Annotated in this window: 20 protein-coding genes; 3 read left to right on the top strand and 17 right to left on the bottom strand. The window is 42.3% G+C overall.

Features of this window, described 5'->3' with window-relative positions:
- Nucleotides 1–11 precede the first annotated feature (11 nt).
- Nucleotides 12–1,295 carry an O-acetylhomoserine aminocarboxypropyltransferase/cysteine synthase family protein gene (locus G628_RS0103495; RefSeq protein WP_027208462.1) on the bottom strand — a complete coding sequence of 428 codons (1,284 nt, stop codon included), beginning with the start codon at nt 1,293–1,295 and terminating at the stop codon, nt 12–14.
- A gap of 175 nt (nt 1,296–1,470) precedes the next feature.
- Here G628_RS0103495 and G628_RS0103490 point away from each other — a divergent pair, with 175 nt between their 5' ends.
- A complete protein-coding gene (locus tag G628_RS0103490; protein ID WP_026655988.1) occupies nt 1,471–1,869 on the top strand; it encodes an RrF2 family transcriptional regulator in 399 nt (132 codons plus the stop codon).
- Nucleotides 1,870–2,142: 273 nt separating this feature from the next.
- On the opposite strand, the gene G628_RS0103485 is transcribed toward G628_RS0103490, so the two are convergent.
- The 13 genes from G628_RS0103485 to G628_RS0103415 all read right to left on the bottom strand — a co-directional run bounded on the left by G628_RS0103485 (nt 2,143) and on the right by G628_RS0103415 (nt 17,794).
- Entirely contained in the window at nt 2,143–2,640 is a 498-nt protein-coding gene (locus tag G628_RS0103485) for an NUDIX hydrolase (RefSeq protein ID WP_027208461.1), read from the bottom strand.
- A gap of 104 nt (nt 2,641–2,744) precedes the next feature.
- Complete coding sequence (locus G628_RS19100) at nt 2,745–2,891, bottom strand: hypothetical protein (protein WP_185750438.1); 147 nt, start codon at nt 2,889–2,891, stop codon at nt 2,745–2,747.
- Between the two features lie 72 nt (nt 2,892–2,963).
- Nucleotides 2,964–5,744 (bottom strand): carboxylesterase family protein, encoded by a 2,781-nt coding sequence (locus G628_RS19285; RefSeq protein ID WP_330365412.1) that lies wholly within the window; start codon nt 5,742–5,744, stop codon nt 2,964–2,966.
- A gap of 682 nt (nt 5,745–6,426) precedes the next feature.
- The gene (locus G628_RS0103470) at nt 6,427–7,392 is read right to left on the bottom strand and encodes an ABC transporter ATP-binding protein (protein ID WP_242827160.1); all 966 of its coding nucleotides are present in this window, start codon (nt 7,390–7,392) and stop codon (nt 6,427–6,429) included.
- Between the two features lie 2 nt (nt 7,393–7,394).
- Complete coding sequence (locus G628_RS0103465; RefSeq protein WP_026667136.1) at nt 7,395–8,219, bottom strand: ABC transporter permease; 825 nt, start codon at nt 8,217–8,219, stop codon at nt 7,395–7,397.
- Between the two features lie 77 nt (nt 8,220–8,296).
- On the bottom strand, nt 8,297–9,124 hold the full coding sequence (locus G628_RS0103455) for an ABC transporter permease (protein ID WP_081670541.1): 828 nt from the start codon (nt 9,122–9,124) through the stop codon (nt 8,297–8,299).
- Nucleotides 9,091–9,579 (bottom strand): DNA-deoxyinosine glycosylase, encoded by a 489-nt coding sequence (locus tag G628_RS0103450; protein ID WP_027208457.1) that lies wholly within the window; start codon nt 9,577–9,579, stop codon nt 9,091–9,093. The genes G628_RS0103455 and G628_RS0103450 overlap by 34 nt, the downstream gene beginning before the upstream one ends.
- 1,348 nt (nt 9,580–10,927) lie before the next feature.
- Nucleotides 10,928–11,806 carry a hypothetical protein gene (locus G628_RS0103440; protein WP_027208456.1) on the bottom strand — a complete coding sequence of 293 codons (879 nt, stop codon included), beginning with the start codon at nt 11,804–11,806 and terminating at the stop codon, nt 10,928–10,930.
- 550 nt (nt 11,807–12,356) lie between these two features.
- The gene (locus G628_RS0103435) at nt 12,357–12,911 is read right to left on the bottom strand and encodes a GNAT family N-acetyltransferase (RefSeq protein WP_027208455.1); all 555 of its coding nucleotides are present in this window, start codon (nt 12,909–12,911) and stop codon (nt 12,357–12,359) included.
- A gap of 63 nt (nt 12,912–12,974) precedes the next feature.
- A complete protein-coding gene (ybaK, locus tag G628_RS0103430; RefSeq protein ID WP_196803699.1) occupies nt 12,975–13,451 on the bottom strand; it encodes a Cys-tRNA(Pro) deacylase in 477 nt (158 codons plus the stop codon).
- 141 nt (nt 13,452–13,592) lie between these two features.
- On the bottom strand, nt 13,593–14,174 hold the full coding sequence (locus G628_RS0103425) for a flavodoxin family protein (RefSeq protein ID WP_027208453.1): 582 nt from the start codon (nt 14,172–14,174) through the stop codon (nt 13,593–13,595).
- 432 nt (nt 14,175–14,606) lie between these two features.
- Nucleotides 14,607–16,658 (bottom strand): methyl-accepting chemotaxis protein, encoded by a 2,052-nt coding sequence (locus tag G628_RS17935; protein ID WP_027208452.1) that lies wholly within the window; start codon nt 16,656–16,658, stop codon nt 14,607–14,609.
- Nucleotides 16,659–16,852: 194 nt separating this feature from the next.
- Nucleotides 16,853–17,794 (bottom strand): AEC family transporter, encoded by a 942-nt coding sequence (locus G628_RS0103415; protein ID WP_026655995.1) that lies wholly within the window; start codon nt 17,792–17,794, stop codon nt 16,853–16,855.
- A 303-nt stretch (nt 17,795–18,097) separates the two neighbouring features.
- On the opposite strand from G628_RS0103415, the gene G628_RS0103410 reads away from it, so the two are divergent.
- Both G628_RS0103410 and G628_RS16290 read left to right on the top strand, forming a co-directional pair.
- A complete protein-coding gene (locus tag G628_RS0103410) occupies nt 18,098–18,760 on the top strand; it encodes a DUF4230 domain-containing protein (RefSeq protein WP_026655996.1) in 663 nt (220 codons plus the stop codon).
- 14 nt (nt 18,761–18,774) lie between these two features.
- Nucleotides 18,775–19,551 (top strand): hypothetical protein, encoded by a 777-nt coding sequence (locus G628_RS16290; RefSeq protein ID WP_051199005.1) that lies wholly within the window; start codon nt 18,775–18,777, stop codon nt 19,549–19,551.
- A gap of 25 nt (nt 19,552–19,576) precedes the next feature.
- Here the strand turns inward: G628_RS16290 and G628_RS0103400 are convergent, their stop codons facing one another.
- The 3 genes from G628_RS0103400 to G628_RS0103390 all read right to left on the bottom strand — a co-directional run bounded on the left by G628_RS0103400 (nt 19,577) and on the right by G628_RS0103390 (nt 21,820).
- Nucleotides 19,577–21,064 carry a 4Fe-4S dicluster domain-containing protein gene (locus G628_RS0103400; RefSeq protein ID WP_027208451.1) on the bottom strand — a complete coding sequence of 496 codons (1,488 nt, stop codon included), beginning with the start codon at nt 21,062–21,064 and terminating at the stop codon, nt 19,577–19,579.
- Between the two features lie 146 nt (nt 21,065–21,210).
- Nucleotides 21,211–21,618 carry a hypothetical protein gene (locus tag G628_RS0103395; protein ID WP_027208450.1) on the bottom strand — a complete coding sequence of 136 codons (408 nt, stop codon included), beginning with the start codon at nt 21,616–21,618 and terminating at the stop codon, nt 21,211–21,213.
- A gap of 1 nt (nt 21,619) precedes the next feature.
- Nucleotides 21,620–21,820: a helix-turn-helix transcriptional regulator gene (locus G628_RS0103390; protein WP_027208449.1), complete on the bottom strand. Its 201-nt coding sequence runs from the start codon at nt 21,818–21,820 to the stop codon at nt 21,620–21,622.
- Nucleotides 21,821–22,016 lie beyond the last annotated feature (196 nt).

Here is a 22,016-nt window from a genome sequence, read left to right as displayed (position 1 = left end):
CGTGTTCTATATTACTTTGCAGCAGCAAATCCTTTCTCAAGGTCCTCGATGATATCATCGATATGCTCTGTACCTATTGAGAGTCTGATTGTGCTCTGTGAGATTCCCTGATCCTTGAGCTCATCATCGTTAAGCTGAGAATGAGTTGTTGTTGCGGGATGGATAACAAGGCTCTTTACATCGGCAACGTTTGCAAGAAGTGAGAAAATCTCAAGGTTATCGATAAACTTCCAAGCAGCCTCTTTTCCGCCCTTGATCTCAAATGTGAAGATTGAAGCTCCGCCATTGGGGAAGTACTTCTCATAGAGAGCGTGATTGGGATGATCTGCAAGTGAAGGATGGTTAACCTTCTCAACCTGAGGATGCTTTGAAAGGAACTCAACTACCTTTTTGGTGTTCTCCGCATGTCTCTCGAGACGAAGTGAAAGTGTCTCAAGTCCCTGAAGAAGCAGGAATGCGTTGAACGGAGAAATTGTTGCTCCTGTATCTCTGAGAAGGATAGCTCTTATAAATGTAACGAATGCAGCAGGTCCTACGGCATCATAGAATGATACGCCGTGGTAGCTGGGATTGGGAGCTGCGATGTTAGGATACTTGCCGCTCTTTTTCCAATCGAACTTACCTGACTCAACGATCACACCGCCAAGAGTTGTTCCGTGACCACCGATGAACTTTGTTGCTGAATGTACAACAATGTCAGCACCGTGCTCGATAGGTCTGATAAGGTAAGGTGTTCCGAATGTATTGTCGATAACAAGAGGAAGTCCGTGCTTGTGTGCTATCTCTGCAACTGCGTCGATATCAGGAATATCACTGTTGGGATTTCCAAGTGTCTCAAGGTAGATTGCTCTTGTATCTTCCTCGATCGCACCCTCGATCTCTGCAAGGTTATGTGCGTCAACAAATGTTGTTCTTACTCCGTACTGAGGAAGTGTATGTGCAAGGAGGTTGTAACTTCCACCATAGATTGTCTTCTGTGCTACGATGTGTCCTCCGTTAGCTGCAAGTGCCTGGATTGTATATGTTATTGCTGCTGCGCCGGATGCAACTGCAAGTGCTGCGCTTCCGCCTTCCAAAGCTGCGATTCTTTTTTCAAATACATCCTGTGTGGAATTTGTAAGTCTTCCGTAGATGTTACCTGCATCAGCAAGTCCAAATCTGTCAGCAGCGTGCTGGCTGTTTCTAAATACATATGATGTAGTCTGATAAATCGGAACCGCTCTTGCGTCTGTAGCGGGATCAGGCTGTTCCTGTCCAACGTGTAACTGTAATGTTTCAAATCTGTAATTACTCATAATCTATCTCCTTCATTTGCATTTATTTATCGTGTGTGTTATGTTGTGTTAATGTTATTCCTATTTACCTATTACGTCAATAGGTTTTATGATAACTAAATCAGCATGCCACTAATAAGTTTTTGTTATATCTCATTAATATGGGGTACAATGTCAGTATAAATAGGAGGTTCACATGTTTACTACCAAAGGACGCTATGCCCTGCGCGTTATGATCGATCTTGCGCAGCACACAGAAAATGAATACATCCCTCTCAAGGATATCGCCACAAGGCAGGACATCTCCAAGAAGTATCTTGAGATTATTGCAAAAGAACTTGTAAAAGGCGGTCTTATCGAAGGCGCCAGCGGAAAGCACGGCGGCTACAAACTCTTAAGAAGTCCCGAAGAATACAGTGTCGGAGAAATAATAGAACTTATGGAAGGCACGATTGCGCCCGTAGCCTGTCTCGAAACAGGAGCTCCCGAATGCACACGTGCCTGCAAGTGTAACACCATATCCATGTGGACAGAATTCTACGAACTTGAACGCAACTTCTTTTTCGGCAAGAAACTGAGCGATCTGTGCAATTAGTGTGTTGCCTTTCCGTACGCGCGGCCACAAGGTAACTGTTTAGAAATGCGTTGCGTACGTCTGCGCAGTAATTTTCATAATTTTACCAAAAACGGGAATGCCTCCTTTCGACGTTGCTCAGAGAAGTCGGCATTCCCGTTTTTGATAAAATTTGAAAATTATCTTGCTCGTCCGAAAGCAGCGCATTTCTAAACAGTTACCTTGTGGCCGGGCTGTCTATGAAAAGGTTAGTAAACATAAAAAACGAGCTTCGAAAAGCACTGACAATGTTCTTTATTCCATATCTTTTGATTTGATATACTTCTTTAGAGTTGAAACATGCATAGGATAGAAAGACTCTTCATCTCTCAACATATCCCTCAGATCATTCAGTGAAACCCACCTAAGATTTCTCGATTCATTAGTTTCTTCTACCTCTTTTCCGCTGGCTCTGCAAATGAAGACTTGAACCATTATCGGGTAGTCCCCTTCAACATTCTGGGAACATGAAAAAGGTGTATAGTTTAAGACTTTATAACCATTATTTTCAACTATTACTGACTCTTCTTCTCCTTGAATATATGTGACCTCAAGACCGGTCTCTTCAGATATTTCCCTTCTCAGGCAATCATAAATATTCTCAAATTCTCTGATTTTACCTGCGGGAATTTCTACCAATCCATTTTCACGATCATTACCTTTATATCTCTCTTGCAGAAGGATAAATACTTCTCCGTCAATAATTCTTTCTATTATTCCTCCTGCAGCGGGTTTAGAAAATAATTCTGTCATATTGCTTACTCCTCCATAGATGAATTTCCATTTTGGCAGTTGTAACTGCCAAATAGATTCCATCAATATCTCTATATATCCTTTTATACACATTGACTTGATACTTATCCCAAATACTTCTTCTCCAATTCATCAAAAGCTGTCTTTGCGTCTATCGCCTCACCTGTTAATTCAAACTCAGCCTCTGCTTCGGTTATTGCCTGATCAATACGATTATTCGCTGCAAATTGATCGTATAATTCAGCACTCATAACAACACCTCCTTTATACAAATACGGTGTAACATAATTATGCTACACCGTAAATATAAAACTATTCCTATATCAATCATGCAAGAACTCTATCGACAAGAGACTACTGTTTCCTGTACCTGTATATCTAAGATACAATGCATGCGTTCCGGAAACCGCACCGAATCTGCATTCATCGGCAGTCCAGATATTGGAGCCTATAGCATGAATCTTACCAAGAGGCTCACCGTCTAGATCTGTGAGGATCTCAAAGTCTCCGTTGAAGTAAGCTCTTGTCTTAATTCTAAGTCCCGTAAGCTTTTCGAAGTCAAAGTACTTGAAACCGATTGTCGTTCCGTCAACAATATCTTTGATATAACTTTCTCCGTATGATTCGTCGCCACCGACCTGAACAACTCTGGGAGCGCCCGGCTCAACATACATCTTGTGCTCTTTTGTAAAGATGTTGCAGGCAATGTATGCGGGATATTCTCCCTTGTCGGAAAGAGGTCCGCCGTTCAGACCGCATGATGTAATCTCAGCCTGAGGAATACTTCCGTCGTGGGCAAAAGAGATTTTTTCCGCGCATCCCTGTCTGCTAAACCACGTTCCGTTGGTATGTCTGTGATAGAAGATGTACCAGTCGTCGCCAATCTCGATTATACTTCCGTGGTTGTTGGCGCCGTAAGCTGTCGGCTCATCCGCTTTCTTGTATGTATCAATGTGCATATCGCAGTTACTTACGATAACTCCGCCGTACTCAAAAGGTCCTTCGGGGCTCTTTGATGTAGCATAGCAAAGCTCGTGCATAACTTCGGATGAATATACAAAGTAATAAATATCTCCGCGCTTTCTTATAGATGAAGCCTCAAAGAATGCATGTCCTTCAAAGGATGTTCCCTTGCTGTATTCAGAGCCGGGTGCGATTATCTTCGGAGCTTTTTTGACCGTAAGCATATCCTTATCAAGGACTGTAAACATCGCTCCGCTCCTTGACTTATCGCCCTGCCCGCAAAAGCCCGTGTACATGTAGACTTCATCGCCTTCCGTCATGACTCCGGGATCGAACTGAGGCTCATCGCCCTCTTTGTCACCGAGCTTAACTCCGTCTTCATAGTGAACATACCCGTAGAACTCGTAAGGGCCTGCAGGTCTGTCACTTACCGCAACAGAAACAACGCTCACCTTATCAAGCACATAGTAAAGATAATATCTACCGTCGGGACCAACCGTAACATCAGGCGCATAGAGGCACATGTGTCCGTCGGGATTGAGAGGATCCTGTGTCTTTTTGAAAATTACGCCCTCATACTTCCAGTTTCCAAGGTCATCTACAGGTGCTGACCAGCAAACGTAATCGCCGAGGCAGAATGTCTCGCCGCCGTATATATCATGCGATCCGTATACATATACTCTGTCTCCGAACACATAGGGCTCGCCATCGGGAATGTACTCCCAGTTCGGAAGATAGGGATTGATTCCCTGCCGCCTTGTGTTCTGCCTTATGCCGCCTTCCTTCTTAGGAACTGCTCCGCGGGATGTGAATTCCATCTCGTTTGGATTTTCGGAAGTGTATGTTCCCCAGGTCGGGAGCTCTTTTCCACCCTTACCTGTTCCGTTAGGATTGCCTGTCTTAACAAAGTTAGCAAAATAATCGCACATCTGCGCCGCAAGATCGTAATGTCTTCCCTCATAAGCTCTGTGGCTCTTTCCCAGAGTCTCAAAGAAAAACCACAGATCAACAGAGTGAAAACATCCCGGATATGCCTCATCTCCTGCACCGTCTCCCGGAATATCGGGACAGAATCTGTAGTAATAGAAATCTCTGTCGGGGTTATTTTTCTTAGCTCCGGCCAAAACCTCTTTTACAGATTTCTCGACCATGTTTATATTGTCTTCTATAAATTCATCCGTTGTATTTCCCGTAAGAACCGGTACATCGGGATACTTTCCTTCTACAAAGGCATCTGTGGTATTCTGCTTGCAGAACACTCCATCCATTATCGGAACCATCATTGGATTATTCAAAAGATATTTATTATAACCCTCAAGAATAGTTTTTGAATTAAGTCTTCTTGCTCCCTCAATTCCATCCACGCCAAGCGTCTCCATAAACTTTGCGCCAAGTTCTTCCGCCTCTGAAAGCGGCTTTGGTGTAAAGAGCTTATCCTCGGGTTTATCAAGCTTTATAATTCCGCTAAATATAACGGCGCCTTTTATTATCTTGCTGTTGTCTTCGCAAACAAGCTGATTCATTACCGACGCTCCGCCTGCAGACTGGCCGGCGATCTTGATATTATCCGGATCTCCGCCAAATGCCGCAATATTTCTATATACCCAGTGAAGTCCCGCCTTCTGATCGAGAAGACTGAAATTACCGGGCGCATCGGGTGATTCCTCAGTAAGTTCCTTATGCGCAAGATTTCCAAAACAGCCAAGTCTGTATGCTACAGAGACAACGACAATACCCCTTTTTGCCAGTGCCTCTCCGTCAAGCTCCATCTCTGCCGTATACCCCCACTGGAAAGAGCCTCCGTAGTACCACACAAGTACGGGAAGCTTTTCATCCTTGCTTTTCGCAGGGGTCCAAATATTAAGATAAAGGCAGTCTTCACTCATCGGTATTTCAGGATCGACATGCCATTCTCTGCAATAAATATCAGTACCTAACCCCGGTGTGTCCTGATAAGGAATTGGTGCAAACTGGTTCGCCTCATATATTCCATCCCAGTCATTGCAAGGCTTTGGTGCCTTCCATCTATTAATTCCGACAGGCGGTGCCGCATAAGGTACTCCCTTAAATACCGTTACACGCGGATCATCTCCCGCAACACCTCTGATCCTGCCGTTTTCTACTTCAGTTAATCTAAGCAACCTCCTTTTACCTCCTCTAAAAACATTAAACGATTAAGAATTGCATAATAACTTTTATCACCTATATCATTATTATATTTAAGTTATACCATAATATTTTAGATTTTGGTAAAATATTTATTTCACAATCTAGTGTCTTGGCAAGATGACTTTTGAACAATTACGAAGTGAAATAATTCAAGTATAAGGCGGAGGATTGAGTCGATGCAAGTTACTCAGATTCGATTACAAAATTTATGCCCGTATAATCGGTTCGGATTTCACTTACTTCTACGTGTATATATCAATTTTCGGATTCTATGCCCGTATAATCGGTTCGGATTTCGCTTACTTCTACGTGTATATATCAATTTTCGGATTCTATGCCCGTATAATCGGTCCGGAATTTGCTTACTTCTACGTGCAATATATCAATTTCCGGATTCTATGCCCGTATAATTGGTCCGGAATTTGCTTACTTCTACGTGCAATATATCAATTTCCGGATTCTATGCCCGTATAATTGGTCCGGAATTTGCTTACTTCTACGTGCAATATATCAATTTCCGGATTCTATGCCCGTATAATTGGTCCGGAATTCGCTTACTTCTACGTGTATATATCAATTTCCGGATTCTATACCCGTAAAATCGGTCACTCATTGCTCTATAGTTTTATGCATTTTGGGGCAAAACAATTTTCATTACGTTCCATACGCAATCTTAATAATATCATCAATCCCCGCTTCCTCTATGGAAACATCCTTGATATTCTTCTGTTTTGAGAGGTCAGCGATGATCTCTGCTGCCGTCGTTTCCTTTTTCATAAATTTGTACTTGGCGATATTGTCGGTATGCTCAACAAGCTCGCAGCGCTCATGCGACGGCGCTTCTTCATCATAATACTCAACAACAAGTGTCTTGTACGGCGCGATTCTGTCGATGATCTGCGAAAGGTTCCCGTCCTCCATCATAACGCCGTGGTTAATGATTATCAGTCGCTCGCAAAGTTCCTGAATGTCGCCCAGATCGTGCGTTGTAAGTATAATTGTTGTCTTTTTGATCTTATTGATTTCTTTTATAAATGTGCGAAGCGCAAACTTGGAAGATACGTCAAGCCCTATTGTCGGCTCATCAAGGAAAAGAACTTTCGGAGAGTGGAGCATTGCCGCAACTAGGTCGCCCTTCACGCGCTGTCCGAGGGACATCTGGCGCACAGGCTTATCCACAAGCTCTTTTATCCCAAGAATAGAATCCATAACATCCAGCGTCTTATCGTAATCTGCTTGGTCGATCCGATAAATATGCTTAAGAAGCTCAAAACTCTCCCCGAGGCGAAGATCCCAATTAAGCTGCGATCTCTGCCCGAAAACAACACCGATGTTTTTCACAACTTCTTTTCTGTGCTTGGTAATATCTTCGCCGCCGATATAAACGCTTCCCTTCGTCGGTGTAAGAATACCTGACATCATCTTGATCGTAGTACTCTTGCCCGCGCCGTTGGGGCCGATGAAACCGACAATCTCTCCCTCTCCTATGTTAAAAGAAAGATTGTCAACCGCATGTATGGTCTTGTACTCAGTTTTTATAAGTCCTTTCAACGCTCCGGAAAGTCCCGGTTCTTTTTTCTTTAGTAAATAATCCTTACTCAAATTTTCAACTTTTATCATGATCAGTTACCTGCACTTTCGTATTTTTTTAGTCCCCTTGTGAAAAAAGCTCCTGAAATCAGCATCATCACAAGCCCAATAAGTAATGTAACAAAAGGAACGATCAGTCCGTCGCAAATTCCGCTTGAAATCCCAAGCAGCGACGACACCGGATAAAAGGACACCCATCCGATCGGGATAAGATATGTCAGGATAAACTGCATGCTTTCCGGATACATCGATATCGGATACATGGTCGTCTTATCCATGATTTCCTGTGTGTACTGCCCAAAATCAACCACACTTCTTGTATAAAAAGATGTGCTTCCGAGAAAGATGTACAATCCGCCTCTGATCAGCGTTGCGCCTATCAGCATGACGATAACCTGTATGCAAAAGAGTAACGTGATCTTAATCTCACATTTCGCACAACCATAGATAAATACAAGAATTCCCGGAATCAGGTCCGTAACGCCAAACACATTTATATTTGTAAAAAAGAACTGATACAATACCCCAAGCGGTCTTGTAAGATATCTGTCAAAATCGCCGTAGATAACGTAATAGCCCATGAACCAGCCTTGTACAAAAAAGATCATCGAAAGTGCATGGGATATGACGGAGATTCCGTACAGAAAAGCAAGTTGTCCATAGTTCCAGCCGTTTATCTCTCCAAAAGATTCAACTACAAATTTAATGATCGCAAATCCCATAATGAACTGAAGCGGGTTAGATATCAGCCATCCCGCTATGTTTGAGGGATATTCAATTATCGTCATCATTGCCATCTTGATAACATGCCAAGTAACGTCGATATAGTGCCCCAGTTCGTCAAAAGCTTTTTTCATACTGCCTCCTCCATGTTGTCTTCTAAAATAAAGCATTTCCCACGTACAAATACCGATGCGAACGTGATCTTCCTCATTTAACCGCCTTGTACCATGACTTTTCGCGTCACTTTTTTCCGGATGAAAAAGAAAAAAGCCGCAAGCGCTACAAGCCACAAAAACTGAATCTGCATGCCTGCGATATACTCTGCTCTTTCACCTTTTCCAATGTAGATACTAAGCGGAAGCTGGTAGATATACACAAAGGGAAGCGAAGAAACCACCTTTGATACTCCCGCAGGAAAGAACCATATCGGTATAATGCTTCCCGACAGCAACCTTACGAGATGTTTTTTCACCTGAATAAGCGCATCGATGCTACCCGTTTTAAATGCTATCATCCCAAACAAAGCAGCGATGAGCCAGTTGATCATAAACGATTCCAAAACCGCGATCACAAAAAGCGGAAGTGCGCTTACATCCGCCATCACAGGAACTTTTATCAGAAGTGTCCCAATGATCAGAATCGGAAGCATATTCTGAAACACAAGTGCAAAGACTCCTCCCAGGTCTTCCGCAAAGTACATTCCGAAAATATTGACGGGTCTCATCATATCCGTTGCAACCGTTCCTTTCATCACGCTCATCTCAATTCTTTTTTCCACATTCGTGATCAGCAAAACCGACAGCATCGACGATACGATTATATATGTCAGCATGCTTTCGGCATCGACTCCGCCGACACTTCCGCGGTCTTTATACAACGCTTTCCAGAAATATGCCGATGTTATCATGATGATCGTCTGCATGATAATATTTCCATATACACTAAACTCATAGGTCATACTCTTTATTATCTGTGTCTTTAATATGTATAGGTATTTTCTCACGTTTATCTCCCCGTTGTTTTTCTTATTTTTCTCCATTCAGCAACAAGCCTCTCCTGATTCCATGCTGCATTTGCAGGACTGGTCGACGGAAGGCAGATTGCCTCTCTTCCAACAAGTTTCTCCGTATATTTCTTGTAATACTTTTGCGCCGTCTTTCCGTTGACGTAAATATCTCTTATGTCCGCTACTTTCAATATCTCATTAAGGTCATTCACCGTCACATTCCTAATGCTCGAGTCTGAAGAGCCCTCAATCTCACATGAATGTATCACGTCCCATACCGCTATATGATTGCGAAGTAGAAACTCTCTTTTCTCTTCTATCGTTTCAGGCGTCCCTTCTCCAAAGACAGCCGCAACTACCTTCCAAAAACGATTCTGTTTATGGCCGTAGAAAAAGCCCTCTTCTCTTGATTTCACAGACGGAAAGCTCCCAAGTATAAGAATTTCTGAGTTCTTGTCATATACGGGAGAAATCGGATGAATTATCATAAAGTTCATTTCTCTTTTCCCTAATATTTTTTAATCTCTGCCTCAATCGAAAAGGCATTCCGCGAGCTGCGCATCGGTCGCATCCTTAGCGGAGCGTTTTTTTATTTGATAGGAATTCCTATCAAATAAAAAAAGAGCCTAACTGCGTACGCAAAATAGACTCATACAATCAGACCCACTATTACAAATAGACTTGTAGCGTGATGCAACACACTTGAAATGCATGATAATCCGGATAAAGCGTGCACAAAAAGAACTGCCGTAAAGCAACTTTCCAAAAAACTGTGTTCACTAAAGCCAAATTATCTCATTCGCATTTCATCACCTATACGCAAAGCGTTCTTTCTTTATTTCTTATTTTTCATAATAATACTACAAAAATTGTATTTTGTATAACTATTCTTCAAATTATTTGACACTTCTTATGATCGCTACTTCATCACTGATTCGCAACATCCTGAACTCCTATATTGCCATCCCTCACCCCCTGCAAAAACGCCCTCTCCAGGGATATTCTTTCCAAAAAAAGTACCGTCATAAATTGTATTTGCTCCACACGAAGAACTCCTTGATCGCAGTATAACAAGCTATCTTCCTTCATCAATTATAGTGGCTTATATTTCCGCAGACTCTCTTGAAATAGGCAGCTCTCCTACGTTACTCAGATTCAATTACATTGTTTATACCCGTAAAGTCATTCTCACATTTGCTCATTTCTACGTGTATGAGTCGATTTCAGGGATTCTATGCCCGTATAATCGGTCCGAAATTCGCTTACTTCTACGTGTATATATCAATTTTCAGATTCTATGTCCGTAAATCCTATCACGCATCTGCTCTTTTCTACGTGTAGCAAATCATTTTCCGGATTCTATACCCGTAGAGCCATTCCCACTTTCACTTATTTCTATGTATACAAATCGATCATCAGATTCCATGCCAGCAGAATCATTATTCCCTCATTTTGAGTCATGTATTTCAGCTTAATTCCTCAATTCCTTGCCTCAATTCCTTGACGCAGCGTAACAAATGCCAATTTTGACAGGTAATAAAGCGACATATTGGGTGTATTCAACTCTAGTGTGGTGTCTCCGTTGATATTCAAGGCAAAAAAATAAAGACTTTTCGTTTTTCGCTCCATAAATAGCCACAAACAGATGAAACAAAAACATAACGAAAAGTCCTTACTTTTACTCTTAAATATAACAAAACCTTCTAAATAACATGAGATACAGCCTTATGCACCTGTACTCTCTGTGAACCTCTCTCATAAAATATTCAATACACTCTTTCTCTGTAAAGTTCTCTCATAAAATGTACAATGCACATTTTCTCTATGTCCTTACCCTTAAGCTTCTATTGCCCTGTCAGTGTCGCCAAGGAGTTTATTCCACTGCTCATCGGTAAGGTCTGACAGCCCTTTATTTTTTCCTTTGGTCGCGAGTAAAAGAGCTGTCTCCTTGAGCATCTTTATAAGGACGGAGGCATCGAGTACTTCGCCGGTCATCTTTTTGGTGAGAGTTGTACTTGAAGAGGAGATAGTGCTTTCCCAATTGCTCTTTTTATTTATGGCCTCCTCCATCGAGGAATACTCTTTTCCACCCAGAGGATCCGTGACTCCCTTAAGTGCGTTGAAACTTCCAAAGGTACTACCGGTTCCTGTGCCATGTGCATCTGCGTACTGGCAATATGCGAACATCTCGATAATGGTGGCATTCTTTGGATCGACTTCCGAGATATTTACGTCGATGTCACGCCCGCCCATATGCACTCTCACAATCGGATTGCCGCAGCCTTCCCTTGTCACTTCGGAAGCCATCACCATATGGCTTGTATTGTTTCCCACAGGAATAGAGCCTATACCACGTAGCGGAGTTACGTGTTCTCTTGGTTTGTCGGCGTTATCACTTACTTCCGCCGGCTTACATTCATCAACGGATTCTTGCGGAATTACAGGCCTCATATCAATAAAATTTGTCTTCAATTCACTTGCTGAAATAATGCGGGTAAACTCTCTCTGAACAGAAACGTTCTGCTTTTTAGTACAAGTTGCATCATCTGATTTCTGTTCGCCACTCTCGGATAGAGCACTCAAAAAATCCGCTTCTCCGAGACTTTGATCTGCGCTACGATAAGAACTCTGTACAAATGTGCTCTGTCTAAAACAATAACTTCCGGTAGTAATCATATTTGACATATATGTTCCTTTCTGCGACTCTTCAGTCATTCACAGTCGCTCCACTCTCCTGAAAGGACCGAGTGGATAAGTGCACGGTCAACAGTTACGCATAACTTCGTCTCAGTATCACCCCCTTCTGGCAAAATAAAAAGCATCTTCTTCAGCCATTCCTTTGAACGTTGAAAAAGATGCTATCCATAGCAAAAATATTAAACTTACTGCTTTCTGTATATATCGGCAGACTATGCTATCGACTTTAGCATTCCAGATACTTTTTTTATATTAAATCCAATAACAAAGAGTTGCTTTGCAACTCTTTGCGCGCCGATGCGCGCAAGCTTTAGCTTGCATAATACTTCTGCGCATCGGTCGCATCCTTATCGGAGCGTTTTTTTATTTGATAGGAATTCCTATCAAATAAAAAAAGAGCCTAACTGCGTACGCAAAATAGACTCATACAATCAGACCCACTATTACAAACAGGCTTGTAGCGTGATGCAACACACTTGAAATGCATGATAATCCGGATTAAGCGCACACAAAAAAACTGCAATAGCCGCTTCAAAAAACTGCGTTCTTTCCATTTCATCACAATTGTTTAATCATTTAATTTTTTCATCATCCAAAGTGCATCGGCATAAGTCCCATCGGAATATTTCATATTGTCAGGGAAACGGCCGTATTCCTTGAATCCAAGTTTCTCATAAAGAGCTATTGCGCCCTCATTGGTTGCGATAACTTCAAGTTCCGCCTGCTCATAACCACACTTTTTTGCCACATCAAGAATTGTCTCAAGCATGATCTTTCCTATGCCCGCTCCGCAATACTCCTTATAAAGCGCAATCGCAATATCACATCTGTGGCTGTATCTCTTATAATTTCCCATCCTCATAAGTGAACAGTTTCCGATATGCTTGCCGTCAATTGTTGCAACGAGCATAAGCTCTTTATCATCTTCTATCTTGGACTGCAAGAAGCTCTCTTCCTGCTCCGGTGTAAGTGTTACTTCCTCAGGCTCTCTTATAAGAAACGGTGTCTCCGCCGTTGTCACCTTCATATATTCAATCAGCGCCTCGCCATCGGATGCCTCCGCATTTCTAAGAACAACCTCACGCCCCAATTTGTCTTTCCTAATTATCGGTCCAAACTTCATTTCTAAATCTCCTCCGTGACTTATAAAACTTTTTTCAACACATCACCCTTCTTTTACTTCAGGCTAAGCCGTAATATCCGCAAGTGTACAACGGACCACAGACATAAGATCGTCAGGTGCAAGTTCAATCTGGCATCCAACCTTCCCTGCGCTTACAAATATCTTTTCACCGTCCTGCGCGGTTTGGTGTATAAAAGTCGGGAAGGCTTTCTTCATGCCGATGGGCGAACATCCGCCGTGGATGTATCCTGTGAGCGGAAGGAGCTCTTTCTGCTTGATCATCTCGACTGACTTTTCGCCTGCTGCCTTTGCGGCTTTCTTGAGGTCAAGTTCTGCTTCGACGGGAACTACGAAGACATAATACTGCTCGGTCTTTCCTCTTGTTACAAGAGTCTTAAAAACTCTTGAAGGATCTTCACCAAGTATTCCCGCAATCTCAGCGCCTGTAAGCGACTGGTCGGGCTCATAAGAATGGCTCTCGTAGGCAATCTTCTTGCCATCCAAAACTCTCATTACATTTGTTTTTTCATTGTTCTTCATTATCTTTTCCTCAGTCTAAACTTGTTGTCATCTTCTCACTTATTTTTGCACGCGCTGAATTTTTATGTTATGACCTATCCGAGCAAAAGACCACCATCAAACTACAGCATGCACGCTGCTTGCTCTAAGCACCGCAACCTCTTATCTGATAAAGTTCGTAAACACCTTATCTTCGGCAATAGGCTGCTCAACGCCTGCATTTTTGCCTGCTTCGATACTCTTAAGTACCCACGCCATATTTTTTCCGAGGGTACGCATGATCTGAAGACCTTCTGAATCGCGAAGAACATCTTCGGGCTTTCCGCCGTGAACCATGTTCCAGTATCTTGATGCAACAAGAGGCATCTGCGCATAAAGAGGATATTTGTTGAGAACATCGAGTGTTGCGGTAGTTCCCGCTCTTCTTGCAGATGCGATTGTTGCTGCGGGCTTAAATCTGAGATAATCTTCCGCTGACCAGAACAATCTGTCGAGGAACATAAGAATCTCGCCTGTAGGACTTGCATAATAAACAGGTGAACCGATGACGATTCCGTCAACGCCCTTGATTATCTCTGTTGCTTCCTGAACAGCAAGATCTACTTCTCCCTTAAAAACTTTATATCCTGCATTATAGATTTCTGTCTCAATGTCTCTTTTATTGAGCTCTTTTTCAATCTCCGATAATGCCGTAAATGTGCATCCTTTGCTTCTTCTGCTACCGTTTATAAGTAATACTTTCATTATGTGATCCTCCTCTTCCTATGAAATAAGTGACTAAATACATGGGAAATTCGCATTTTAGTCACACATCAAACTTACGACCACAGATAAAAAAGTAATTTATGCTTCAGTTATCTGTGAAATTTCGCCTTTTTGCTTGTAAATCGCCATTATCTCACAGATAAATTTTGCCACCCATGAAACATTATCTGTGTTTCAACACATATCATGCCATAAAATCACAGATAAACCATTTCTTTTCACAAATCTTATCTGTGTCCCTGCCAAACTACTACCCTATGGATTGGACACATGGCTTTTAATTTTGGTTAGCACGTAGATAAGTGACCGTAATTTCAAAGTATGGTAGGAATCTCCTACCATATAATAATGAGCGGTAACAACCTCTTTGGTCACCGCTCATTACTATTCTATATTATCTTTTTCATAATGTCATTCGGAAATCTTGAATACATCTATATCCTTCTTAACTCCGGCAGCAATATCCGAAATCTGCGTAGCGATAGTCGATACTTCTTCCATCATATTGCTTACAACAGATGTCGATGCGCTTGTTTCCTGCGTCGTTGCCGCATTTGTCTCAGCAATGGTTGAAAGAGATTCTACTACATTTACAACGCTGCTGCGGACATCATCAAGCCTCTGTACCGTCGAAGAAATCTCATCGATACTGTCAAGGTTATTGGCAATCTCGCCCTCAACGGAACCAAAGATTTCTTTCGTCTGCTGAACATACTCGTTCTGCATATCTATTATCTTCTTAACTTCATCCATAGCTTCTATCGATCTCTTTGAATTATCGATCAGCTGCTGGATAATGTCATTAATCTCCTTGGTCGTATCGGCAGTCTGTGAAGCAAGGGATCCAATCTCGCCTGCAACAACCGCAAATCCTCTTCCGGCATCTCCTGCTCTTGCAGCCTCTATAGAAGCATTAAGGGACAAAAGATTGGTCTGGGTAGCGATAGATGCAATAAGTTCGGAAGCTTTCGAGATCTGGTCTGCTGAATGACTTGTCTGTGCAGTCTGCTCATACATCGCATCAACCGCAGTCTTTGTCTTTTCATTGACTTCACCAAGCTCTTTGAGAATCTCTCCCGCTTTCTTGGAAGAATCCTGCATGGACTGCGAAGCTTCTTTAAGCTGCATTGTCTTTTCTTTGGTCTCTTCAACCATAACTCCGATTTCTTTTACAGAATCGGTTGCATTCTTTGTTTCATCAGACTGCTCTGTCGCACTCTGGGCAATATCGTGAACCGCGATATCCACCTGTCCGATGGATTCAAGCGTTGATTCAGAATTCTCACGAAGCTTTCCCGAACCGTTCTGAAGATCTCCGGAATGCCGGCGAAGCGATTTGATCGTCCTTTCAACCGCGCTCGAAAGTTTCTTGGTGGCATCCGCGATAAGTCCTACTTCGTCATTTCTTCCTTTGTATTTTTCAAGTGCCTGAGTCTTGGTAATATCAAGTGTTCCGAGATCTGTGATTACCTCCGTTACACCCTCAATATCCTTTGATATAGCCTTTGAGATCAGAACAACTCCTACAAGCGAAACGCAGAATACAAGTATTACAAGGAAAAGAATGAAATTACTGAGGGAATTGATATCCTTCAAAAAGTCTTTTTCCGAATCAGTAACAATGAATGTAGCAGCCACGCTCGGAATATTGCGATATGACAGTATAGAGCGTCCCAATGTCTTATCACGATATGTAAAAAAGCTTGTCGGAACATCCGCCATCTGCTGAAGAGCCTGAACCTGTGCTTCATCTTCAACAGGTGCTCCAAGCATTGCCGGATCGGGAGCAAAAATATATGTTGCCGCAGTAATATCACTGCTTCCGATAAGATACATCTGAGCTCCGTCAAGTCCCTGCGTGCTCATTCCCGTGATCGTGTTCTGAAGCTCATCAACGTAGGTAGCACCTCCGACGAATCCTATGGGCTTACCTGATGCATCATGTACATTTGCAAATACTATCGCAACATTACTGTTACTCGCCGGAGAAAGAACGATTCCTGCGCACATCGCTCCTCCTGCGCTTTCGATATTTGCCGTAAAGCCCGCCATCTCTGCATTTGCGACCTGACCTATAAATGAAGGATCAGTATGTGCGTAGACAAGCGTAGCATCATCAGCAAGATACATACTCTCAATATCCGATCTTGTGGATGTGTAGCTCAAAAGAGTTTCCTGAACATTGTTCGCTGCAGTTTTATCACTTGTATTTTGCATATACGAAACTACAGCCGGAAGTTTTGCAAAATTCACGACATAATTCTGCAGATCCGAGAAATATTTCTCGATAACAACCGAGCGGCTTTCGGTAATCTCCGATAACCTTATCTCAGTCTGTTTTCTCATAATAGATCTGGTTCGTGAATTTATTATGCCATATATACTTCCGAGTCCAATCATGATCACAAGACCTATTACAAGGCTCATTTTGATATAGATCTTCAAGTCGTTGATCTTTTTCATCTACGGGCCTCCTTATTACAAAGAAAGAGCATGTATCATGTTGTAACTGAATATACAATAATCATAACATTTTTGAACGTAAAAATATTCCATGTTTTATCGTAAAGTCATTAACTTTTTCTAAATTTTTACTGCCTTAGCAGCTTATCATATTTTTGAAATTATTCATTTTTATGTTAACCGCCCTGATAATTTCAATATGATGCACTGATATCCAATGCGCCTGTGAAAAGAATCATAAGAACTGTTATCGTCACCATCGAAACAATTGTTGTAACCGTGATGGCTCCTGAGAGTATCCGCGTATCCTCCCCGATCTTTTCAGACTGAATAAGAGGAAGATTTCCGACAGGCATTGTTGCCATCAGACAAAATCCAAGTACTGCCACATCGTCACATCCGATTGCTCTCAATATGTAGAACATAGCCACAGGGAGAAGTACCATCCTGATAGCAATATATCCCCAGATTCTGAGATCCTTGAACCCGCTTTTGACTCCGGATCTTGCTATGGAAACACCAAGAAGCGTCATAGACAAAAAGACCGTCGCATTGCCGATATAACTTACGCTGTTTGTCACGATCGGCGGCGGTGTAATCTTAAACCAGCACACAACAAGGCTAAGGAGCGCCATTATAGTTCCCGGGCTCATAGCTTTTTTCAAGCTCATCTTCTCTTTTCCATTGCTGAGGACAGAGATTCCATGGGTGTAAAAGAGAAGGCTGTACATGATATTGCATACGATAACGTAGATGATGGCTTTGTCCGGAAGTATTGCCTTAGCAACGGGAATTCCGATGAACCCTACATTTGTATAAACAACCATGAGATTGTAAAATCTTCTTTTTTCCCTAACAACTCCGAGTATCGCGGGAAAAAGAGCTCCGAATATCATAAGAAATGCATAAAATAAAACGCCGAGGATAACCGCTTCCAAAAGAACCTGATGACTTATATCGACATTTCCCGTAAGAATCGACGCCAGTATTAGCGCGGGATTGCATATATCCATGACAATCACCGACAGCTGCTTTGAAACCGTATTGTCTACGACACCTTTCTTATAAAGATAAATTCCGACAGAAACAAGAATGACTATCATCCCCATTTGCTGCATTACTATAAAAGCACTCATTTTACTTAACTTCCCTTTTTTCCTATCATATTCATATATTTTTGCAAAGCTACCAATCACTTACCGGGTAACCTCAAATTTCCAACCGCATCATTTTAACTCAAACTTTGATGAGCCACAAGCACATTACCTTATACCCAATACTGACAATTTTGCTGTCACTGTATCTTTTGGTCACTAAATGATAAAATTGAATTGCATATTTTCTTTTTGGCCGCTCTTTGCGAACAGATGCCCGCATGCTTTTTCTTGCATGACTTTTCTGCGCATCGGCTGAAGATGCAATATAACGGAGGTTTACGTATGGATTTTTTCAAAAAAAATAAAAACTACCTATACATAGCTGTTATCCTGGTTGCCGTGATCGCTATGCTGGTTCTTTTGACCGATTACAAGAAAAACGCTAACTCCGAGCCAAGTCTCGCTGATATAGCCGCAACGGAAAGCACTGTAAAAAAGAGCCCCGCCAAGGTCATCGTAACGGTGAATACCGAGACGATCCGCGAAGGAATTGCGAACATGGGAACTCTCATAACGCAGGAATATTACTTCACTCAGGTTGAAAAATATACCAAAGAAAAAACAATAATGAAGTTCATCACTTCTTCGTCCGAGTTTTTATACAGTTATGACGGTGCTGTCACAGCAGGAGTCGACTTCGAGAAGATAGCAATCAGCAAGGATGACGACGCCAAGACTATCACGATCGACATTCCCGACTCTGAGATTTTTTCCGTAAACATCGACAAAGATACCTTTAAGATCTATTCGGAAAAAGACTCTTTGTGGAACCCTTTAAAGCTTGAGGATTACAACACTTCGCTCGCCAAATTCGAAGCTGCCGCAAAAGAAAAAGCGCTGGCAAACGGGATTCTCGAAAAGTCCGATGCACAGGCAAAGACCATCATAGAAAACTTTGTAAACAGCTTACCCGAGGCATCAAAGTACCAGATTGAAATAAAATAAAGGGGATGAAACGGATGAATTTAAAAAAGATAACAACAATAGTAATACTGCTTCTCATCGCAGTTATATCGCTTACAAAGATTGCTCCTACAGCGGCTAATCCCGCAAATCACAAGCATTCAATCGAGCAGACCGACGCAAAGATTGCGACAGTCATGAAGCTCTCAGGAGGAGCCGCTGCGGCATCCGCAACTTTGTCACTCCTTCCGGGCGATCTGTGTACACCCATTTCAGAGCAGCTCGCAGATCTCGCTTCATATTTTCTCTTGATACTTAGTGCTCTGTACCTTGAGAAGTTCATGATAACGCTGACCGGTTATGTTTCATTTTCCGTGCTTATTCCGGCTGCGTGCCTGCTTTTAAGCGGAGCTATATTACTTAAGAAAAAGAGCTTGTCGGACATGGCCGCAAGAATCGGAATCGTTGGAATCGTCATATTCCTTCTTGTTCCTTCAAGCATCTGGCTTTCCGACAAAGTTTATCAGACTCAGTCAGCAAAGGTTGAGTCCACGATTGAAGAATACAGCGACCTCAATCTTGAAGGCGAATCCGATTCAGGGCTCCTTAGCGAACTCAGTACGATAACCACCGACACGATCGACAAGGTTTCAAATTTCTTAAAGAACATGCTTGAATCACTCGCAGTAATGATCGTAACGGCATGCGTGATTCCTTTGCTTGTATTCGTGCTTCTTGTGTGGATCGTTAAGACTGTATTTTCGTCAAGCGCACTCAATATTGACAAACTTGTCATAAAAAATGACACAGACTCACAAGCCACCGCTGAATAAACCTGCTGAATAAACAGGCCTTCCGTTAATCCGGAAGGTCTATTTTTTTGCCGTCTCTATGCATCGAAAATTTATCCATAGGATATTTCTTGAGATTATCTAATACTTTTCTGTCATCAGCTTTTGAAAGAAGCGATTCTCTTGCCTTTGTAATCTCGACTTCCGTCTTGTGTTTTGACGGGCCACCTACACAGCCTCCGGGACATACCATTCCTTCGATGAAGTCCTCGGGAAGTCGTCCCGCTTTAAGAAGTAAGAGAGCTTTTTTACACTCATTGCCACCGGCAACGCGGTGAAGCTTGATATTACTTACGTCTTCGCCTCTCTCTTTCATGCACTCAATAACCGCATTGGCAACGCCTCCGCTTGTCGCAAAACGTTTGCCCCAGATGGAAGATTCCTGATATTCATCTGTTACAGGCTCGAAATCTATATCTTTTGACCTCATAAGAGCGCGCAGCTCTCCGTAGGTTACTACATAATCTGCATTATCCGGAACGCTCTCATCAATTGCCTCAGACTTCTTGGCAATGCAAGGTCCGACAAATACTGTGACGCATCCCGGACGTGTTGCCTTGAGATACCTTGAAATCGCACACATAGGCGAAACGGTTGATGACATGTTGTTTTCAAACTGCTCAGGGAAGTGTTTTTTCAGCATGTTGATAAACGCAGGACAGCATGAAGTCGTCATTTTTTTGCCCTCTGCATAGGCTTCGGCCCACTCTTTTGACTCATAAGCGGCTGTCATATCGCCTCCGAGGCCAACCTCAACCATATCTGCAAAGCCAAGTTTTATCAGCGCATTTTTAACGGCAGCCATAGAGATGTCTTCGCCAAACTGCCCTTCGGTAGCGGGTGCACACATTGCTATGACTTCTTTTCCCGACTTAATTGCTTCTATTATCTGAACAAGGAATGTCTTGGAGCCGATTGCTCCGAACGGACAGCTGTGGATACAATGACCGCACTGAATGCACTTGCTCTCGTCAATCTTGCAATAGCCATTCTCATCATAAGTGATAGCGCCGACAGGGCAAGCCTTGTGGCATGGGCGCTCGAGATGAACGATAGCCCCGTACGGGCAGGCACCTGCGCACATTCCGCACTCTTTACACTTAGCGGAATCGATGTGCATCCTGACATCTCCGGGATGTATCGCATCAAATTTACATGAGTTAAGACAGGCTTTTCCCATACAAAAACGGCAATTATCAGTTACGGAAAAAGCATGAATAGGACACTCGTCACATGCCGGGTCAATTACCTGCACGATATTTTTTGATCCCTCATTGTATGTTGTGCTAAGACCGCAAGCAAGACGTATTCTCTGGCGCACAATCTCACGCTCTTTGTACACGCAGCACCTGTATACAGGCTTTGGCCCCGGTGCAAGCTTATAAACAAGCTGCTCTTTGTGCTCCTCGTCGAGTTCATCGTTCCACGCAAGTCTGCAGACTTCTTCCATGATCTTGTGTTTAAATCCTACCAGTCCCTTATCGTTCGTAATCATAATAATCCGTCTCCTACCCTGTTTAAGATACTGCTGCTATTAGTTACCAAACTGATAATCCCGTGTTTTTGCCGTAACACAGGCTGTGGTTTCTGCTAATACTATTCTACTCATTTTTTTGTCTATTTGCACGTCTTCCGACAAAATCAGTTTTTCTTTGTTGCAATGAAATATGTGATATATCTGATTATCATCATGAAAGCAAATGTACAGGATAGATAGCGGTTGAGCTCATCTTGTTTAAGTATGAATGCGATGATTGATCCGACTGCTGCAATAATGATTGCGGCGTATCCGGTATAAGACCAGCTGAGCATGCTTATGTATTTATTGCGCTCGTCCCCAATTTCTACATCGATTTTTTCGCGGTATGCAGCGTCTTTTTCGTACTTTGTCCATCTGAAAACCAAGAGCGCACCTACTGCGATAAGGGCTCCGCCCATACATGCATACATCGTGCCGTCAATTATATCTAAAGCAGAGAGGATTATAAGAACACCTCCAAGAACTATCCAGAAAATACTCAATGCAAATTTAAATTTATTCATATACATATCATTCATCCTCCTCAAAAATAAATATTTCTTCAATCGTCATCTCAAAGAACTTGGCAAGCTTATGCGCCAACATTATCGAAGGGTTATATCTTCCGTTCTCAAGAGAACTGATAGTCTGGCGGGAGACCCCCATTGCTTTGGCTAGTTCTTCCTGACGAAGATTCTTTTCGTTTCTGATTTCTTCTATTCGATTTTTCAAAAGAATCCTCCTTTCACAGAATAATTCTTGAAAAAAAATGGTACCTACGTAAAGTTCACTTTACATTTTCAAAATATCACTCGAACGCATTAATGTCAAGCGCGCTTTACATTATTTTTCTCATTATGCCCCACACATGCTGCCTACATGCATAGAATCTAGCTCACACTAATTATTTAAAGATCTTTTTTTTAGT

Source organism: Butyrivibrio hungatei NK4A153, from assembly GCF_000424465.1.
Taxonomy (GTDB): domain Bacteria; phylum Bacillota; class Clostridia; order Lachnospirales; family Lachnospiraceae; genus Butyrivibrio; species Butyrivibrio hungatei_A.
Note: the sequence above shows the minus strand (reverse complement) of the source record. Positions and strands in the feature narration are given on the sequence as shown.

Bases quoted from the DNA above. Each gene is read 5' to 3' on its own strand.
- G628_RS0103450 (WP_027208457.1), bottom strand. From the start codon at position 9,579: ATGATAATTCATCCGATTTCTCCCGTATATGACAAGAACTCAGAAATT.
- G628_RS16290 (WP_051199005.1), top strand. From the start codon at position 18,775: ATGAATTTAAAAAAGATAACAACAATAGTAATACTGCTTCTCATCGCA.
- G628_RS0103425 (WP_027208453.1), bottom strand. From the start codon at position 14,174: ATGAAAGTATTACTTATAAACGGTAGCAGAAGAAGCAAAGGATGCACA.
- G628_RS0103485 (WP_027208461.1), bottom strand. From the start codon at position 2,640: ATGACAGAATTATTTTCTAAACCCGCTGCAGGAGGAATAATAGAAAGA.
- G628_RS0103465 (WP_026667136.1), bottom strand. From the start codon at position 8,219: ATGAAAAAAGCTTTTGACGAACTGGGGCACTATATCGACGTTACTTGG.
- G628_RS19100 (WP_185750438.1), bottom strand. From the start codon at position 2,891: ATGAGTGCTGAATTATACGATCAATTTGCAGCGAATAATCGTATTGAT.
- G628_RS0103490 (WP_026655988.1), top strand. From the start codon at position 1,471: ATGTTTACTACCAAAGGACGCTATGCCCTGCGCGTTATGATCGATCTT.
- G628_RS0103455 (WP_081670541.1), bottom strand. From the start codon at position 9,124: ATGGAGAAAAATAAGAAAAACAACGGGGAGATAAACGTGAGAAAATAC.
- G628_RS0103415 (WP_026655995.1), bottom strand. From the start codon at position 17,794: ATGAGTGCTTTTATAGTAATGCAGCAAATGGGGATGATAGTCATTCTT.
- G628_RS17935 (WP_027208452.1), bottom strand. From the start codon at position 16,658: ATGAAAAAGATCAACGACTTGAAGATCTATATCAAAATGAGCCTTGTA.
- G628_RS0103395 (WP_027208450.1), bottom strand. From the start codon at position 21,618: ATGTATATGAATAAATTTAAATTTGCATTGAGTATTTTCTGGATAGTT.
- G628_RS0103400 (WP_027208451.1), bottom strand. From the start codon at position 21,064: ATGATTACGAACGATAAGGGACTGGTAGGATTTAAACACAAGATCATG.
- G628_RS0103495 (WP_027208462.1), bottom strand. From the start codon at position 1,295: ATGAGTAATTACAGATTTGAAACATTACAGTTACACGTTGGACAGGAA.
- G628_RS0103410 (WP_026655996.1), top strand. From the start codon at position 18,098: ATGGATTTTTTCAAAAAAAATAAAAACTACCTATACATAGCTGTTATC.
- G628_RS0103435 (WP_027208455.1), bottom strand. From the start codon at position 12,911: ATGAAGTTTGGACCGATAATTAGGAAAGACAAATTGGGGCGTGAGGTT.
- ybaK (WP_196803699.1), bottom strand. From the start codon at position 13,451: ATGAAGAACAATGAAAAAACAAATGTAATGAGAGTTTTGGATGGCAAG.
- G628_RS0103470 (WP_242827160.1), bottom strand. From the start codon at position 7,392: ATGATAAAAGTTGAAAATTTGAGTAAGGATTATTTACTAAAGAAAAAA.
- G628_RS0103440 (WP_027208456.1), bottom strand. From the start codon at position 11,806: ATGACTGAAGAGTCGCAGAAAGGAACATATATGTCAAATATGATTACT.